Here is a 16,218-nt window from a genome sequence, read left to right on the forward strand (position 1 = left end):
CATGCCGGATTATCAGACAATCAAAAAGGAACTCGAAGGCATCGCCATAGAAGACAATCCGGCGCTGGTGCGCCAGAAGAGCCGTGACTTCTACTGGTATTCGCCGATCCTGAAGGCGCAGCTTGACAATGTGACGGCCGATCTCGTCGTCACGCCGAAAAACGAAGAAGAGGTCATCCGGACGCTGAAGGTCGCCTTCGCGCATGGCGTGCCGGTCACGCCGCGCGGCGGCGGCACCGGCAATTACGGCCAGGCGATGCCGCTTTCCGGCGGGATCGTGCTGAACCTTGTCGCCATGGACAAGATCAAGGAAATTCATCCCGGCCGGGTGATCTGCGAGCCGGGCATCATCATCGCCCAGCTCGACAAGCAGACCAAAGCTCATTCCGGCCAGGAACTGCGGTTCCATCCCTCGACGGCGCAGATGGCGACGGTCGGCGGCTTCATCGCCGGCGGCTCCGGCGGCGTCGGCTCGATCACCTGGGGCGGCTTGCGCGATCTCGGCAATATTCTGCGCCTGCGCGTCGTCACCATGGAGGCCGAGCCGCGCGTGCTCGATCTCACCGGCTGGGACCTGCAGAAGGTCAGTCACGCTTATGGCACCAACGGCGTCATCACCGAGATCGAAATGCCGCTGGCGCCTGCCTATGATTGGGTGGACGTTCTCGTCGGCTATGACGACTTCATGGCTGCCGTGCGCTTCTCCGATGCGCTTGCCAAATGCAACGGCATCCTCGTCAAGGAGATCGCCCCGATCGCCGCGCCGATCCCGTACGACTATTTCACCCGCCACAAGCCCTATATCCGCAAGGGGCAGTCGGTGGTGGTGCTGATGATCGCGCCGCATGCGATGGACGCCTTCCTGGCCTTCACCTCGGCCCATAAGGGCGAAGTGATCTTCCGCTCCGACAAGGTCGAGAGCATGAAGGGCATCCCGCATGCCTATGAACTTGCCTGGAACCACACGACGCTGCGGGCGCTGAAGGTCGATCCTGGGTTCACCTATCTGCAGGTTCAGTACCCCGGGCCGGATCACGTGGCCAAGGTTGCCAAGATGGTGGAGATCTTCGGCGACGAGGTTCCCGGCCATCTCGAATTCATCAAATTCGACGGGCAGATCCAGTGCTCCGGCCTTCCGCTGGTGCGCTATACCACGGAAGAGCGCCTTGAAGAAATCATCCGGATCCACCAGGATCACGGCTGCCCGATCTTCAACCCGCACCGCTACACGCTCGAGGAAGGCGGCATGAAGCGCACCGACAAGGTACAGCTTGCCTTCAAGCACGAAACCGATCCGAAAGGGCTTCTGAATCCCGGCAAGATGATCGCCTGGGAGAACCCGGACTTCGATTTCAATGCCGGCAAGAACTATCTCTTCCCCGGCCTTGCGGGCCTCATGGAGGCCTCATGAGGGTGCTCGTGCTGCATTCGCATCCGGTGGAGGAAAGCTACGGCAAAGCGCTCTATAAGCAGACGCTGGAAAGCCTGCGCAAAGCCGGCCATGACGTGGACGGATGCGATCTCTACGCCGAGAATTTCGATCCCGTTCTCTCCCGGCATGACCGGCTCGCCTATCACGACTACCCCGACAATATCGCGCTGGTGAAATCCTATGTCGAGCGGCTGAAGCGGGCCGAAGGGCTGGTGCTGGTCACGCCGATCTGGAATTTTGGCTTCCCGGCAATATTGAAGGGCTATTTCGATCGCGTCTGGCTTCCCGGCGTCTCGTTCGAACTGGTCGACGGCAAGGTGGAATCGCGGCTGCGCCATATCAGGAAGCTTGCCGCCGTTCTGACTTATGGCGCAACGCCGTTCCGTGCCTTCGTGGCCGGCAACCCGCCGAAGAAGATCGTCAAGCGTGTGCTGCGAGCCCAGATCAACCCGCTACGGCCGGTCTCCTTTCTTGCCCACTACGACATGAACAACTGCACTGAGGAAACCCGGACGCGGTTTCTGGAGAAGGTGAAAAACGCCATGGAGCGCTACTGAACCTCCGGCCGCGACAATGACATCCTCGTCCAAGTAGGGAATGCCGATGAAGAAGGTTTTCAATCCCTCAGCCGTCCGCCGGCCGTTCGGACACTACAATCACGGCCTATTGGTGCCACCGGGCGCCTCGCTGCTCGTCACCTCGGGTCAGCTCGGCATCGGCCCCGACGAGATCGTGCCGGAGGATATCGGTGCGCAGGCGGAACTCTGCTTCGAGGCAATCAAGGCAATTCTCGCCGAGGCCGAGATGAGCTTTGCCGACGTCATCCGCATTTCCGCCTTTGTGACGAAACGCGACGATTTCCCGGCCTATATGGCGGTGCGGGATCGCTATACCTTGGATCCGAAGCCGGCCTCAACGCTGATCATCGTCAGCGGCTTCACCCGGCCTGACTTTCTAGTGGAAGTCGAAGTGACGGCCGCCAAAGTATTCTGATGAAGCAGGCCCTGTGGGAGCGCCCGCGTCAGCCGCCCTCTCCACGCGGCTCCTCAGCGCTATCGCCGATATCGCTGGCAAATTTTCGCATAAGCCGCACCAGCTCATTGAAATCGTGCTCGTCCCAGCTTGCGAAGATCGCGCGGCCCATCCGCTCGCGCGCGGCGTCGATGCGGTCCGTCATCGCTTTGCCTTTCGGACTGATGACAGCCTCGCGCACGCGACGGTCGGCGGCACTTTCCCGACGCTCGACCAGCTCCAGGCTCTCCAGCTTGGCGACCTGTCTACTGACAGTGGTGTAGTCGCGCCCGGCGCGGTCGGCGAGTTCGACAACGCCGATCGGGCCGAGGCGTTCCACCGTCACCAGCAGCGGAAACAGGGCGCGATCGAGCGAAATACCTGCTTCGCGCACCATCTGCTCGTCTCGCTGGGGCCGGTTCATCACGCTGACGATTTCGATCAAAGCCCCATGCAGTTCGCGCAGCTTTTCCGATATATGTGTATTTTGCACATTTATTGTTGACGGCATTTCGAGTTCTCCTATTATGTGCATAATACACATATGGAGAAGACAATGACACAGAATTCGACAATCGACGTGCTGATATCAGGGGCCGGCGCAGCCGGGCTGACGCTGGCGATCGAGCTGGCGCGCCGTGGTATATCTTTTCGCCTGATCGAAAAGCTAAACGACCCTTTCCGCGGCTCGCGCGGCAAGGGCATTCAGCCGCGAACGCAGGAGGTCTTCGAGGATATGGGTATCCTCGACCGGATCGTCGCGCTCGGCGGCGCCTATCCCAAGCAGCGGGAATATCGCAACGACGGAAGCTTCATCGACTCCGACGCCATAGTGCGCGAGGAGGCGACGCCTGCCGAGCCCTATCATCTTCCGCTGATGGTGCCGCAGTTTCTGACCGAGAGGGTGATGCGCGAGCGCCTCATCGAGCTGGGACACCGGCCGGAATTCGGCTGCGAGCTTATCGGTTTCGAACAGGACGAGGCGGGCGTGACGGCGCAACTCAATAGCCAATCCGGTGACGAGACCATTCGCGTCCGATGGCTGGTTGGCGCCGATGGCGGCCGCAGCGTTGTACGCCACGCGCTGGATATCGGCTTTCCCGGCAAGACGCTCGGCGTGCGCGCCATCGTCGCCGATGTCGCGCTGACGGGGCTAGATCGCGACGCCTGGCATCGCTTTGGCGAAGGCGACATGCAGCGGCAGCTGGCCCTTTGCCCGCTGGCGGGAACCGATCTGTTCCAGATCCAGGGACCGATCCCTCTCGAAGGCGAGATCGACCTATCCGCAGCGGGTCTGACCGCCCTGGTGAGGGAACGCACCGGCCGCGAGAATGTTGACGTCCAGTCGGTCTCCTGGGCCTCGGCCTACACCATGAACGCCCGGCTTTCCGATCGCTACCGGCTCGGCCGCATCTTTCTCGTCGGCGATGCCGCGCATACGCATCCGCCGACCGGCGGCCAGGGCCTCAATACCAGCGTCCAGGATGCCTATAATCTCGGATGGAAACTGGCTGCGGTCGTCGCCGGAGCCCCCGATCAGTTGCTCGACAGCTACGAGGAAGAGCGCCGCCCGATTGCCGCGGCGATGCTTGGCCTTGCGACCAAACTTCTCGATGCGCTGAAGCGCGGTGACGTCAGACGTGGCCGCGAGGTTCATCAGCTCGATATCGGCTATCCCGAATCCTCCGTCGCGCTGGAAAAGCCGGAACGCCGCTGCGGTCTGCTTGCCGGCGATCGCGCGCCGGATGCCGCGCTCGCCGGTGCGGCCGGTCAGCCAAGGCGGCTGTTCGACATGTTCAGGGGCGCCCATTGGACCCTGCTCTGCTGCGAGGTCGACCAGACAGTCGTGCCGCCGCGCAAGGGTTTGCACATCCACAGGGTCGGCCGGAGCGGCGACCTCCTGGATGAAAGCGGGCATTTCCGCAGCGTCTATGCCCTGACGCCGGGCGACCATGTGCTCGTGCGTCCGGATGGCTATATAGGTGCCATAGTCGCATCCGGCGCCGCTTCAGCGCTGGAAGCCTATTTCGCCAAGGTCGGCCTCGCGGCATGACTGCGGAACGTCACGATGCTGAAACCTGCTGAGCGAGCCGCAGGGGGGCCATCCGAGCGGTCGGACCGGCGGCTAACGCTTCCGGTTTTCACCTCGTCAGCCTCGGTGCCGCCAGTTCACGGCCAGAGCCTATACGGGTCCGGCCAAAGCCGCCGCGCGGCAGAGGGCGGCTGAAGACTTCATCAGAGCGCGTCGCGCTCGTAACGCGGCGTCCAGCCGCGCGCCATGCCGCGGCTCATCACTCGTTCGGCCAACGCCAGTTGCCGGCGCAGATGCTTGCAGTCGTCGAGCAGCGAACGGATCGCCGCCTTGGCATCATCGTCATGCCAGGCGAGCACGGCTTCCACTTCCCAAGCATCATCGGGTTCCAACTGATCAGGCTTGGCCCGACGGGATTTCAAAACCGGCCGCATCAGTTCAGCGCCAGCGGCAATTGGACCGGGCGCGGCAGAGGCGGCAGCGGACGGCTGAGTTCCACCTTTTTCTGCCAGGCGGCGCGGCGCTGCTGATCCCGCTCGCGGGCGGCGCGAGAGGCTTCGACGAGGGCAAGGGCGTTGGCGATCACCTGTTCCGTATGTGTCATGACCATCTCCAATGTTCCTGTTTTGTTCTAATTTAGACTTTTAGCTGAAGAAGTCAAGCGCGACGACGAGCGTGTCTTGGAAACGGGAACCAGGATGCGCCGCTGGTCAGAATGCGGCCGCTGGTCAGTCGGCGGCTTCTATGACGGCGATGCCCGCCTCCTGCGCGGCCCTGATGAAGACGGCGCGCACATGATCCGGCGAGAGATCGCCGGTAATCGCATCCAGGCAGGCCTTGACCGCTTCAAAATATTCTTCGCCGTCATCCACGGGCCAGTCACGGAGCAGCGTTCGCGCGGCATCCCACACTGAGTTGATAACGGCATAATGGCCGAGCCCCATGGAGGCCAGGCCGACCGGTCGAAAATTTGCCGTCTGTCTCACTTTGCTACAGCTTTTCCTCATTTCGGCGAGCTAACCGATACTTTGCAATTAGCATGCCGTTGGCAGCGGCCTTCGATCCTTGGCACCATGACCGTGAAAGACACGTCTCTCCCGGCGGGATCCGGCAGGCGACGCTTGAAACGGGAAACGTCTGAAGCTTCTCGAGGGGTTCCGGAACTCTCGCTATCAGCATTAAACGACCGATTATGGTAAATATCAGACTGAACTCATTACACCCACTCATTAAAATCACCAATATCCATGCATATTCTATCGGGCGTGCAGCAACGCGTTGCCTTCTCGGAAGCAACGCCTGGCAACGATCAGGCATTGATTGTCCCGAAGGTGGACGGGAATGAATCCAGATCGTACAATGCCATCTCTTGCACGCGGCGGATCTGGGAGGACGCGCGATGCCTATCTTCATGGACCGGCACTACCTCGAAGGAACGTCAGCCGCCGAGGTTGCCCAGGCGCATCGCATGGATATCGACATTCAGGATCGATACGGCGTCAAGTTTCTGACTTATTGGTTCGACGAGCGGCGCGGTACGGCCTTCTGTCTGGTGGATGCGCCCGATGTCGAAACCGTCCACTGCGTACATCGCGAAGCGCACGGTTTCGTCGCCAATGAGGTCGTCGAGGTGGCTCTGTCGGCTGTCGAGGCCTTTCTCGGTCGCATCAATGACCCCGATCCGGCCCCGGGCCAATCCGCGCCGCGGATGGATCCTGGCCACCGGGCGATCCTGTTTACCGATATTGTCGGCTCGACCGAGATGACGGCGCGCCTCGGCGACCGCATGGGGACGGAGCTGGTCAGGGCGCATGACGCGATCGTGCGCCGGTGCCTCGGCAAAAATTCCGGCCGCGAAGTGAAGCACACCGGCGACGGCATCATGGCCGCCTTCGCGGAGACGACCGCAGCCGTCGAATGCGCCATGGCGATCCAGCAGGAATTCCAGCATTACAACGGCAGCAAGGCCGAGCCGATCCATGTTCGCATCGGGCTCGATTGCGGCGAGCCGGTCGAGGACAGCAACGACCTCTTCGGCTCCACAGTGCAGCTCGCAGCCCGCCTCTGCGCGGCCGCAGCCAGTGACCAGATCCTCGTGTCGGAGAATATATTCCGGGAATTTGGCGCCGGCGACCTCTTTGCCCACGCTACGCGCCGGCGTATCAAGGGATTTTCGAAGCCGGTGCTGGTCTTCCGCTGCGATTGGGCGGGTGCCAGCCTTGGCTAAAGCGCGTCGCGACGGGGGCGACGCGCATAGAGCCGGTGAAATCCGCTGAGACTGTTGCGGCATTCCGCGGCGCCGCGGTCGGTTATGACCGGAGATTTGCAACCGGACGCGCCGCTTATGACGTGGCGGCACGCCAGCTCAGATCGTCGCGAACAGACGTGGCTCTTCAAGCATTGCCGACGTTTCGATCGCCCATCCCCTCGAATTTGGGGCCGCTGTCGAGCATGCCAGACATCTTCAGAAAACGGCGGAAATTCTCGCGCGCGGCGCTGAGAGGAAATGCTCCCTTGGCGGTATCCCTGCACGCCTTCAGCAGAGTGTCATATGCCAGACCTCGCTTGTCCTGCGGCCACTCATCCAGAAAATCGAAGATTTCGTCAAGACTTTTGATCTCGGCGACGAAATGCTGATGATGAAGAAAAACCGGCTCGAACCGAGCTTCCGACATAGTAACCTCCCATTTATATTACTTTTTTATGGAACAATATTACTGAAAATCACCGATTTGTTCAAGGCGAAATCGCGATTAGTTCGCTAGAGAACACTATGAACTTCCTTCCATAATCGCAGAATAGCTCGAGCAGATTATCGGGATTGCAGGATCACGAGGGACGATCGCTCGATGATCGAAGCCATTTCCTATCAGATCAGCGTGATCACTCTCGCCGGTCCTCGCATCTGGTTGTATCGGCATGATAGATTGCCGAGACAAACCTCAGGAGAAGCTTAGATGACCCGATTCCTCACATTGGTCGCAACCGGCGCGATGATCGGTTTGTCCACGCTCATGTCTTCCTGCAACACCTCGCCAGCGAGGCAGGACCGGGAGGATTTTCAGTATCAGCGGGATACGTCCAGGAACCCGGCCTGTGCGGGCGGTTTCAGGCCCGGCAATGCTCGCTCGTGCAGCTATTGAAAGACCGGTTCGCCGATCAGAGGTTTGGCGCATCAGGAGGCCTGGAAACAACCATTGCCGAGCGGTCGATCGCCTGCATAGCCAACAGAAACTTTGAAAACACCGTGAATTCCATGCCGAATAGAGATTTCCTTGAGTTCCACGCATTGCCGCTGGACACCGTCACTGCGATTATCGACAGAGCCGGCCAGCTTGCGAAGCATTGGGCGGACCGCACCATGCCACAGTCGCTGCTGGGCAAGCGAGTTGGTGTTATCGCCGACGACATGGGATGGCGGAACACGGCGGCCTTCGATCTCGGCGTCGAGGCCATGGGCGGCATCTGCGTGCAACCGCCTATCAGCTTCAACACCCGCGAGGCCACAGCGGACCTTGCGGGCTATCTCGATAACTGGTTCGATCTTCTCGTCGTCAGGACGAAGGAACTTGCTACCTTGCAAGAGCTCGCGGCAGTCATGGATGCGCCTATTATCAATGCCCGGACAAGACTAAATCATCCGTGTGAAACGCTCGGCGATCTCGCCTATATCAAGAGCGTCAGGGGATCACTGGAAGGTCTCAAGGTCGCCGGGATCGCGCCGGATGCCAACATTCTTCGTTCCTGGGTCGAGGCATCGAAATCCATGCCCATCCGCGTCGTCCAAGTCTATCCGGAGCGCTGGCAGGTGACCGATCCCAATCTTCTGAACCAGAATTTCGAAACCAGCCGGGATATCCGGGATGCCCTTGCAGCGGACGTCATCATCACGGACTCGTGGCCGAAAGATGCGGGAGAAAACGAGCTGGTCGAGTATCAGGTAACGGCAACGCTCCTCGATAAGGGACAGCGCGACATGATCTTTTTGCCATGCCCGCCGGTCGCAAGAGGGCAGGAAGTATCCGTCGACGCCATGTTGCACCCTGCCTGCCAAAGCCGTCCCGCAAAAGCATTCCTGCTTCACGCCCAGAATGCGCTGATGGAGTGGGCGACATCTTGACGATCGGGCGTTGCGCCTCGACGTGATCCGGCTCGCGACCCTCAGCGCGCACGAATTTTCGCAGTCTTTGAATTGTGTCGTTTTCGCATCACTTTCCGTAGGGTTGTAAATTCCCTCTTGGCAAGGGCGAATTGCTTCGCTACAAAACGCTACCGCTTCAGATCGAACATAAGGGAGGCGTTGAATGACATCAGCAATCATCGAAGCCTTCCCGTGCGGTATGTCCCGACGCTAGGTCATATCCATTCGCGGCTCGCCCCTAGCGCGCGCGATATGCGGTTTTTTCTCCCTTCACAGCCCGATTGATCTGACGGGATCACTTCGTCTTCCGCGTGGCTGCCTTTTAACTTTCGATTTTTGAGGACCGGTTTCCGATACCGGCCGGGCTGGTTAAAATGACTCGCAAGAAGCTCGATTTCCGCGCCGATGCCTATCGTCACGTGCTCGGCTTTGTTTTTCATCATTGGCGCCACCGTGCTGTTCTGGTGGGCGTTATCATTGTGTTGGTTGCGGCCAGCACGCTTGCCGAGGTCATGGTGCCGGTGTTTTCGGGCCGGATCGTCGATGCCATTGCCGGCGGTCACGCCGCCGACGGTGCGCTCAGCGCCTTCGTCGTCGTCGTGGTGCTCGGCCTCACCAGTGTCGTGCTGCGCTGGTTCATTTTCAACGGCATCATCCGGCTGACGCTGCGCATCATGGCCGATGTGGCCAATAACGGTTTCCACAAGGTGCAGCGTTTCTCGACCGATTGGCACGCCAACAGCTTTGCGGGTTCGACGGTGCGTAAGATCACTCGCGGGATGTGGGCGCTCGACTTGCTCAACGACGTGCTGCTGGTCGCGCTGCTGCCGTCAATCGTGATGCTGGTCGGCGCCAGTATGGTGCTCGGCAGCTACTGGCCGGTCATGGGCCTGATCGTGGCTGCAGGGTCGCTGGTCTATATCGGCGTGACGGTAGCGCTTTCCATGGGCTTCGTGTCGCCGGCGGCGAGGCTTGCCAATGCCTGGGACACCAAGCTCGGCGGCGCGCTCGCTGACGCCATCAGCTGCAATTCGGTGGTCAAGGCCTTCGGGGCTGAAAACCGCGAAGAAGCCCGCTTGCGCCACGTGCTGGGCAAATGGGACAGCCGCACGCGGCGGACATGGAAGCGCGGCACCTTGAGCGGCACGATCCAGGGCATCATGATGGTATCCATGCAGGCCGGCATTCTGGGGACGGGCCTGATCATGTGGCGGCAGGGGCTGGCGAGCGCCGGCGACATCACCTTCGTGCTGGCGATGTTCTTCGTTCTGCAAGGCTATCTGCGCAATGTCGGCCAGGACATCCGCAACCTGCAGCGCGCCGTCAACGACATGGAGGAGCTGGTACTGCTCGACAGGATGCCGCTCGGCATCGAGGACAAGCCGCACGCCAAGCCGATCACGATCGGCGCGGGCGAGATCGTCTTCGATCGAGTCACCTTCCAGTATGGCGCTCATCCCGACCCGCTTTACGAGGATTTTTCGGTCACCATAAAACCCGGTGAGCGCGTCGGTCTGGTCGGGCATTCGGGCTCGGGCAAGACGACTTTCGTCAAGCTCATCCAGCGCCTCTATGATGTGAACTCGGGCGCCATTCGCATCGACGGCCAGGATATCGCCGAGGTCAGGCAATCGAGCCTGCGCGGCCAGCTCGCCATCGTGCAGCAGGAGCCCATCCTGTTCCACCGGACGCTCGCGGAAAACATCGCCTACGGCAGGCCGAACGCCTCGCGGCGCGAGATCGAGCAGGCTGCGAAACAGGCGAATGCACACGGCTTCATCGTGGACCTGCCGAAGGGCTATGAGACGATGGTCGGCGAACGCGGCGTCAAGCTGTCGGGCGGCGAGCGCCAGCGTGTCGCCATCGCCCGCGCCTTCCTGGCTGATGCCCCGATCCTGATCCTCGACGAGGCGACGTCGAGCCTCGACAGCGAAAGCGAGGTGCAGATCCAGCAGGCCATGGAACGGCTGATGGACGGCCGCACGACGCTTGTCATCGCCCATCGGCTGTCCACGGTGCGGGCGCTGGACCGGCTGCTGGTGTTCGACAAGGGCAGAATCGTCGAAGAAGGCGACCACCAGGCGTTGATCCGGCTCAACGGCGGCATCTATCGCCGGCTGTTCGAGCGGCAGGCGCTGGAACTGACCAAGGGCCTGGTGGCATAAACCGCCTTCTCCTTCGATATGTGCCTCAGTTGTCCGCTTAAGCGCCGATGACTACCCTCCCCCGTCTCAAGGGGAGAGGGAACGTGCAAACGCAGCGTCGAGGTCGGGAGAAGCCGATGCGGAAGGCTCAATGCTCCGCAGCGAAGCCCGCCATCAGCGGATGAGGCTCAGGACAGAGCGAAGATCCTGACCTCTCTGCCGATGCCCTGAAGCTCCGCCATTCGTGAGGCCGATGTGACGCCGCTGTCGCGCAGGATCTCCGAGACATTGGTATCTTCGACCACCGTCTCGGTCGTCATGATCACATTCGGGTCCGCAAGGCCCTGGACGCGGGAGGCGATATTGACCGTCTGGCCGAAATAGTCCTGCCTGTCGTTCAGGTTGACGGCGAGGCAGGGTCCCTCGTGGATGCCGATCTTCAGCAGGAGGTCTTCGCTGCCGTGTTCGGTGTTCAGCCGCCGCATCGCCTCGCGCATCCTGAGCGCCGCCGCCACCGCCCGGTCCGGGCTCGGAAACGTCGCCATCACGGCGTCGCCGATCGTCTTGACGACCGCGCCGGCCTCGGTGGCGACGATCTCGTGAAGAACGCGGAAATGCGCCCGCACCAGATCGAACGCGGCAAGATCGCCGACGCGCTCATAGAGCGCGGTCGAGCCCCTGAGATCGGTGAAGAGGAACGTCAGGCTGGTGATCTTCAGGCGCTGGTCGACGTCGAGCGTATCGGTCCTGTAGATATCTCGGAAGCTCTGGTTCGTCAGCAGGCGCTTGGCCGTCAGAAATGGCCGCCTGCGGCCCAGGAGGTCGTGCAGCTCATCGCCGGCAATGCAGACATTCGGCACCACCCGGCGATCAGTGTGGTTCTCGAGAGTGAGCCGCAGCAAGCCTGGACGCAGCGTCACGGTTTCGTTCAGAGGATGCCCGCGGCTGATGACCATCGAAAGATTCTGGCGTTCGTCGGCGGGTTCCCCCTGCACATCGATGAACTGGGCCGAATGGGTCACCGCATCGAAGATAATGACGAATTGCGCCGGCAGCTGCAGCGACACGAAGGCCTTCTCGCCCGGGGCCAGCTCGATCAGTTCCAGCAGGATGCGGTCGAACCTGGCTTCGAGGTCCTCCGGCAGGTCGACGCCGGAGCTGAAGAAAATCTGACGGTAATATTCGAGCGGCGGCAGCCGGTCGGGCTCGTGGGCTGCAATCCTGCGCACGCGCGGACTGACCGTGAAGGTAACCTCGACCATCTCGTCGAGGGTCGGTTCGTATCCGGCAGCGCAGAGGGCGCAATGATAGGTGTCCTGATTGACCCCCTTGAGGGTTGCGCCGCTGTCAAGGACGCCGCCGCATCCCGGGCAAAGCACGTTCCAGGTCATCTCGAAGGCGCCGATCCGGGCTGCATGCAGAAAGGCGGCGATGGTCTTTTCTGCATCGAGATGATGCTCATCGGCGAAGGCGAGCGCATTGATGCGATTGAGATCGCGATCATGGCCATGCTTCACGACATTTTCGATGCACTCGACCGTCTCAGGGTCAGCCGCCTGTCGCAGGCTGGCAAAAAGCACGTCCATTTCGCTCATCGGACAAGTCTCTGTGCTGACAATACGGCTCATGACGTCAGTCCAGGGATGATAACACGGGACATTCCCAATAGAAATCGACCGGGCCGGGTGCCGCTCGCCACCGATAGGCCGGGTCCGGCGGCGCCCGAAAACCAGACGGGATCGTCCGTTTTGCAGTTGCGCCACCACCCGCGAAAATCGGTGGATCTCGCGCACAAAAAGCGAGCTTCACCGCCCCCGCTTCCGCTACAGTCACTCGTTTCGGCCTCTCGGGCCTGGTCGCAAAGGAGAAACGATGGATCGTCTCGTCGGCGCGGATGAAGAGGCTGAATCGGCAGATCGAGTTGACGAGGCCGATCGTGCGGCTGGTCTTGCGCGCGATATAACCGCGATCAAGATCGGCGACTGTCTCCTGGGTTACAAGGCCGTGCAGCGCCGAATGCGAGGCGGCCGCTGGAACCATTTCCGCGGCCGGATGCGCGAGATCGAGAAATTGATCCGGCATCGTCATGGCGAGATCGTGCCCGAGGCGGATGACGCCCTGATCTATGTCGAGGTGATCGCCGGTCTTGCCTTTGTCGAGTTCGGGGAAGGCTTTGTCGAGGTGGTTCTCGGCTGGGCGGCGCGATGGCTGCCGTGGGCTCAAAAAGCCGTGATCGAGGAAATCATCTATGAGCGGACGAGAGTGCGCTTTTCTCCCCTCACCGCCGATGCACTCGGTCACGCCCTGCATCTGAGCTACGCCGAACGCAGCGCGCTGGACATTCGCACCATCGGCGCCTTCGACGTGCCGAAGGCGAAAAGAGCAAAACTGCAGAAGGAAAAGCGGCGCCAACGCGAACGAAGCCGAAAGGAAGAGCAGCGGCGGGCCGCCGGCGCCGTTTCCAGGGCCGAATATCTCGGCAATTCCCTCAGTGCAGCCCGCCCCTGGGAGGCCTTCGGCATCAGCCGCCGCACCTGGGAGCGCCGCGGCAAACCGATGCCGGAGCCAATGCCAGACGGCGCGCCGATTTCGCTGGCCGCTTAGCGCTGCGGCTGTTCCCCTATTAGCGAGGCGGCCCGAACCAGGTGCTCATCGCTGCGTCGAGGCCATTCCCGGATCCCTCGCCTACCCATGCCACGTATCCGTCAGGCCGGATCAGCACCGCAGTCGGCGCTGCAACCGCCCCCAGCGCCGGCAGCTCCCACAGCCCATCATAGCTGGCCTCGACCAGAGGCACGCGGCCTGACCATGGCCCGGCGTCGAGGCTGCCGCGCGAGGCGAGGTTCAACAGCACCGGCCTCGCCTCTCTCAACAGGGTGAAGAGACGCAAGGGGCCGTCCGGCGTGACCAGATCGAGATCAGGCATTCGGCGGCCGAGCAGCGGATGCCCCTCGCCGAAGTCGTATCGGATGCCAAGTCCGGACATTTCGGCAGCGATCTTCTTGCGCGCCTCCTCCAGCCCAAGCAGTTCCAGCACGACCTCTCTGAGAGCCTCGGTGCGATCATCGGTCCGTTGCAGCGCGACCTGGGCCATCGTCGTGCGCAGCACGCGGGCGGCGACCGGATGGCGCTCCGCGTGATAGGTGTCGAGCAGGGCTTCGGGCGATATGCCCTTCACCACCTGGGCAAGCTTCCAGCCGAGATTGACGGCATCCTGCACACCGGTATTGAGGCCCTGCCCGCCGACCGGCGAATGCACATGCGCGGCATCACCCGCCAGCAGCGCCCTGCCTTTGCCTTAGACCTCCGCCTGGCGCGACATATCGGTGAACCTTGATATCCACTTCAGGCCGTGGATCCCATAATCGGTTCCGCAGGCGGCGATCAGCGCTTGCTTGAGATCGTCAAGCGTCGGCTCGCCTGTGCCCCCGGCAGTCTTTTCCGTGACCATGACATTGATCGGACCTTCGCTGGCGAAGACCACCTTGCCGTCGCGGATTTCATATTCCTCGCGGCCGAAGGCATGCATGCCGAGCGCCGTGCGATGGACGCCGAGCGGCGGCTCCTCCTCCATCTCGGCCTCGGCGAGAATATTGCTGGTCATCGCGTCCCATCCCGGAAAGGCAATGCCCGCCAGCTTGCGAACCAGGCTGCGGCCGCCATCGCAGCCGACGAGATAGCCTGCGTGCAGCGACGTACCATCGGAGAGTTCGAGGGTGACGCCGGCCTCGTCCTGCTCGAAATCAGTCAGTTCGCGGCCGCGATAGATCGTCACCGGCAGTTCGCCGACCCAGCCGGCGAGGATGCGCTCGATATGCTTCTGCCGCAGCGCCAGCCCATAATTGTGCCGCGTCGGGAAATCGCTGATATCGAGCCGCGTGACCGCAAAGCCAGTGACCTGGGCGATCTGGCCTTCCGCCAGGAACCGATCGACGATGCCGCGCTGGTCGAGAACCTCGAGCGTGCGCGAACTCAGACCGCCGGCACGCGAACCGACGATCTCCTGGTTCTCGCGCCGCTCGACGACGGCGACATCGACACCCGCCAGGGCCAGTTCACCCGCCAGCATCAGCCCCGTCGGCCCTCCTCCCGATATCACGACCGCATGTTCTTTCATCCGCGAACTCCTCTGTTCACACTTCCGAGCGCAAAATCCGCCATAGTGGGCCGACCCGGCGCGTTGACCTTCCCCGATTTCGTGATCCCGGTCCGGGTGCCGATTTCCCCTGTCGCAGGTTGTTCCCCCTATAAATATAAGCTCTCTAATGGTGGGAAGGACTTGCGACAGAATTTCTGCCTTGCTTCCAAAGCCCTGTTGGTTGCCGCTTGCGCGCTGTTTCGCGGTGCAGCGCGGGCGTTGAAACACGACCGGACCGGGTAGGCGCCGGATCCGACAGAGCGCCCTTCTTTCACCATTCGTTCCGGAGGACGACCGATCAAAAAGCTGTCGTGACGCCTCTCACTTCGGAGCTGTCGCCTTTTGCGGAATGGTCTCAGTCGCCGGTCGCTCGGACGGATCGGCGGGATGACCATAGAGCGTATAAACGGCGCCCGCCAGGATGCCGAGGACAAGAAGAACAAGCACATACGACATCATTCCGCGGATGGCCGTTTTCGGTGTTCTGTCCATCAGGGTGACCTCCAAGATAGATCAGGGTCAAAGTCGATGCGGGTGCTTTTGGTTCCGAGAATCAAAGTCTGGGGCGGCCCGTCTGCATTTGCACGGAAGGCGATGCAGATCACCAATCTCGATTCTGATTTGCAGCGCTTGGAAATCCTTCCGATCCGAGGGAAGATCATCCCGCGCTAACCTTGGGGGTTCTCATGGATAATCACGAGCCGTTTCTGCGAGAAGCGATTGCGCTCTCGAAATCCGCGATGGCAAACGGCGACGAACCGTTTGGCTCCGTCCTTGTAAAGGACGGCGAAGTCATCCTGCGCGCCGAAAACAGTGTCTTCACCGGCCACGATATGACAAACCACGCCGAGATGAATCTGGTTAAACTGGCGGCGCGGCACCACGACCCTGCTTTTCTCGCCGACTGCACGCTCTATACCAGCACTGAGCCCTGTGCGATGTGCTCCGGGGCGATCTACTGGTCGGGCATCGGCCGCATGGTGTTTGCGTGCTCGGAAACACGGCTCGGCGAGATTGCCGGGATCGGGTTGAATGTACCCAGCCGGGCGGTGTTGCAGAGCGGAGCGCGTTCCGTCACGGTGGTTGGCCCGACGAACCTCGAAGACGAAGCCGCTGAAGTCCACCAGGAATTCTGGCCGAAACATCTGGGCAAGCTTTAGGCTCAGGGTTCATTGAGCAGAGCCATAGGATGATTGCGGCTGCGTCGCATGGCCGAGAAGAGAGGGGGGCGGCGGCTCTGACATAGCTCCTAGCGATGCGCCGCCAGCCCTTGAGCTTGCTCGCTCAGCAAAACAAATAATCTATGGCAGCCTCCTTTTG

At 61.4% G+C, this 16,218-nt stretch carries 16 protein-coding genes and 1 pseudogene; 9 read left to right on the plus strand and 8 right to left on the minus strand.

Annotation, left to right across the window (positions count from 1 at the left end):
• Position 1: 1 nt before the first annotated feature.
• From PH551_RS25095 to PH551_RS25105, 3 genes are read left to right on the plus strand one after another with little or no spacing between them, the layout of a single operon-like run.
• Entirely contained in the window at positions 2–1,411 is a 1,410-nt protein-coding gene (locus tag PH551_RS25095; protein WP_285195456.1) for an FAD-binding oxidoreductase, read from the plus strand.
• Positions 1,408–1,989 carry an NAD(P)H-dependent oxidoreductase gene (locus tag PH551_RS25100; RefSeq protein ID WP_085778104.1) on the plus strand — a complete coding sequence of 194 codons (582 nt, stop codon included), beginning with the start codon at positions 1,408–1,410 and terminating at the stop codon, positions 1,987–1,989. The genes PH551_RS25095 and PH551_RS25100 overlap by 4 nt, the downstream gene beginning before the upstream one ends.
• Before the next feature lie 46 nt (positions 1,990–2,035).
• Positions 2,036–2,425 carry a RidA family protein gene (locus PH551_RS25105; RefSeq protein WP_285195457.1) on the plus strand — a complete coding sequence of 130 codons (390 nt, stop codon included), beginning with the start codon at positions 2,036–2,038 and terminating at the stop codon, positions 2,423–2,425.
• 28 nt (positions 2,426–2,453) lie between these two features.
• Here PH551_RS25105 and PH551_RS25110 read toward each other — a convergent pair whose 3' ends face one another.
• The gene (locus PH551_RS25110; protein ID WP_085778102.1) at positions 2,454–2,954 is read right to left on the minus strand and encodes a MarR family winged helix-turn-helix transcriptional regulator; all 501 of its coding nucleotides are present in this window, start codon (positions 2,952–2,954) and stop codon (positions 2,454–2,456) included.
• A gap of 45 nt (positions 2,955–2,999) precedes the next feature.
• Between PH551_RS25110 and PH551_RS25115 the strand changes: the two genes are divergently transcribed.
• Entirely contained in the window at positions 3,000–4,496 is a 1,497-nt protein-coding gene (locus PH551_RS25115; RefSeq protein ID WP_285195458.1) for an FAD-dependent oxidoreductase, read from the plus strand.
• A gap of 182 nt (positions 4,497–4,678) precedes the next feature.
• Here the strand turns inward: PH551_RS25115 and PH551_RS25120 are convergent, their stop codons facing one another.
• From PH551_RS25120 to PH551_RS25130, 3 genes are all read right to left on the minus strand, one after another.
• Positions 4,679–4,897 carry a hypothetical protein gene (locus PH551_RS25120; RefSeq protein WP_483315444.1) on the minus strand — a complete coding sequence of 73 codons (219 nt, stop codon included), beginning with the start codon at positions 4,895–4,897 and terminating at the stop codon, positions 4,679–4,681.
• A gap of 11 nt (positions 4,898–4,908) precedes the next feature.
• Positions 4,909–5,079, minus strand: a complete 171-nt coding sequence (locus PH551_RS25125; RefSeq protein ID WP_164517744.1) for a hypothetical protein — start codon at positions 5,077–5,079, stop codon at positions 4,909–4,911.
• 124 nt (positions 5,080–5,203) lie between these two features.
• Positions 5,204–5,461 (minus strand): DUF982 domain-containing protein, encoded by a 258-nt coding sequence (locus tag PH551_RS25130; protein ID WP_085778099.1) that lies wholly within the window; start codon positions 5,459–5,461, stop codon positions 5,204–5,206.
• A gap of 413 nt (positions 5,462–5,874) precedes the next feature.
• Here PH551_RS25130 and PH551_RS25135 point away from each other — a divergent pair, with 413 nt between their 5' ends.
• Positions 5,875–6,702, plus strand: coding sequence for a nickel-binding protein (locus tag PH551_RS25135; protein ID WP_085778098.1), 828 nt, complete (start codon positions 5,875–5,877; stop codon positions 6,700–6,702).
• Positions 6,703–6,868: 166 nt separating this feature from the next.
• Here the strand turns inward: PH551_RS25135 and PH551_RS25140 are convergent, their stop codons facing one another.
• Positions 6,869–7,150 (minus strand): DUF982 domain-containing protein, encoded by a 282-nt coding sequence (locus tag PH551_RS25140; protein WP_285195460.1) that lies wholly within the window; start codon positions 7,148–7,150, stop codon positions 6,869–6,871.
• A gap of 581 nt (positions 7,151–7,731) precedes the next feature.
• Here PH551_RS25140 and PH551_RS25145 point away from each other — a divergent pair.
• Together PH551_RS25145 and PH551_RS25150 are read left to right on the plus strand one after the other, a co-directional pair.
• The gene (locus PH551_RS25145) at positions 7,732–8,595 is read left to right on the plus strand and encodes a Rossmann-fold NAD(P)-binding domain-containing protein (protein ID WP_285195461.1); all 864 of its coding nucleotides are present in this window, start codon (positions 7,732–7,734) and stop codon (positions 8,593–8,595) included.
• A 395-nt stretch (positions 8,596–8,990) separates the two neighbouring features.
• Positions 8,991–10,781 carry an ABC transporter ATP-binding protein gene (locus PH551_RS25150; RefSeq protein WP_285195462.1) on the plus strand — a complete coding sequence of 597 codons (1,791 nt, stop codon included), beginning with the start codon at positions 8,991–8,993 and terminating at the stop codon, positions 10,779–10,781.
• A 167-nt stretch (positions 10,782–10,948) separates the two neighbouring features.
• Here the strand turns inward: PH551_RS25150 and PH551_RS25155 are convergent, their stop codons facing one another.
• Positions 10,949–12,355, minus strand: a complete 1,407-nt coding sequence (locus tag PH551_RS25155) for an adenylate/guanylate cyclase domain-containing protein (protein WP_285195463.1) — start codon at positions 12,353–12,355, stop codon at positions 10,949–10,951.
• A 277-nt stretch (positions 12,356–12,632) separates the two neighbouring features.
• Here PH551_RS25155 and PH551_RS25160 point away from each other — a divergent pair, with 277 nt between their 5' ends.
• Positions 12,633–13,364: a hypothetical protein gene (locus PH551_RS25160; RefSeq protein ID WP_285195464.1), complete on the plus strand. Its 732-nt coding sequence runs from the start codon at positions 12,633–12,635 to the stop codon at positions 13,362–13,364.
• A gap of 19 nt (positions 13,365–13,383) precedes the next feature.
• Here the strand turns inward: PH551_RS25160 and PH551_RS25165 are convergent.
• A pseudogene (locus PH551_RS25165) lies at positions 13,384–14,877 on the minus strand (FAD-dependent monooxygenase).
• A gap of 342 nt (positions 14,878–15,219) precedes the next feature.
• Positions 15,220–15,390, minus strand: a complete 171-nt coding sequence (locus tag PH551_RS25170) for a hypothetical protein (protein ID WP_285195465.1) — start codon at positions 15,388–15,390, stop codon at positions 15,220–15,222.
• Positions 15,391–15,584: 194 nt separating this feature from the next.
• Between PH551_RS25170 and PH551_RS25175 the strand changes: the two genes are divergently transcribed.
• The gene (locus tag PH551_RS25175; protein WP_285195466.1) at positions 15,585–16,058 is read left to right on the plus strand and encodes a nucleoside deaminase; all 474 of its coding nucleotides are present in this window, start codon (positions 15,585–15,587) and stop codon (positions 16,056–16,058) included.
• Positions 16,059–16,218: the final 160 nt, after the last annotated feature.

The organism is Rhizobium atlanticum (assembly GCF_030182485.1).
Classification (GTDB): Bacteria; Pseudomonadota; Alphaproteobacteria; order Rhizobiales; family Rhizobiaceae; genus Rhizobium.

Bases quoted from the DNA above. Each gene is read 5' to 3' on its own strand.
- PH551_RS25175 (WP_285195466.1), top strand. From the start codon at position 15,585: ATGGATAATCACGAGCCGTTTCTGCGAGAAGCGATTGCGCTCTCGAAA.
- PH551_RS25150 (WP_285195462.1), top strand. From the start codon at position 8,991: ATGACTCGCAAGAAGCTCGATTTCCGCGCCGATGCCTATCGTCACGTG.
- PH551_RS25155 (WP_285195463.1), bottom strand. From the start codon at position 12,355: ATGAGCGAAATGGACGTGCTTTTTGCCAGCCTGCGACAGGCGGCTGAC.
- PH551_RS25170 (WP_285195465.1), bottom strand. From the start codon at position 15,390: ATGGACAGAACACCGAAAACGGCCATCCGCGGAATGATGTCGTATGTG.
- PH551_RS25110 (WP_085778102.1), bottom strand. From the start codon at position 2,954: ATGCCGTCAACAATAAATGTGCAAAATACACATATATCGGAAAAGCTG.
- PH551_RS25160 (WP_285195464.1), top strand. From the start codon at position 12,633: ATGGATCGTCTCGTCGGCGCGGATGAAGAGGCTGAATCGGCAGATCGA.
- PH551_RS25095 (WP_285195456.1), top strand. From the start codon at position 2: ATGCCGGATTATCAGACAATCAAAAAGGAACTCGAAGGCATCGCCATA.
- PH551_RS25135 (WP_085778098.1), top strand. From the start codon at position 5,875: ATGCCTATCTTCATGGACCGGCACTACCTCGAAGGAACGTCAGCCGCC.
- PH551_RS25145 (WP_285195461.1), top strand. From the start codon at position 7,732: ATGCCGAATAGAGATTTCCTTGAGTTCCACGCATTGCCGCTGGACACC.
- PH551_RS25140 (WP_285195460.1), bottom strand. From the start codon at position 7,150: ATGTCGGAAGCTCGGTTCGAGCCGGTTTTTCTTCATCATCAGCATTTC.
- PH551_RS25115 (WP_285195458.1), top strand. From the start codon at position 3,000: ATGACACAGAATTCGACAATCGACGTGCTGATATCAGGGGCCGGCGCA.
- PH551_RS25125 (WP_164517744.1), bottom strand. From the start codon at position 5,079: ATGACACATACGGAACAGGTGATCGCCAACGCCCTTGCCCTCGTCGAA.
- PH551_RS25100 (WP_085778104.1), top strand. From the start codon at position 1,408: ATGAGGGTGCTCGTGCTGCATTCGCATCCGGTGGAGGAAAGCTACGGC.
- PH551_RS25105 (WP_285195457.1), top strand. From the start codon at position 2,036: ATGAAGAAGGTTTTCAATCCCTCAGCCGTCCGCCGGCCGTTCGGACAC.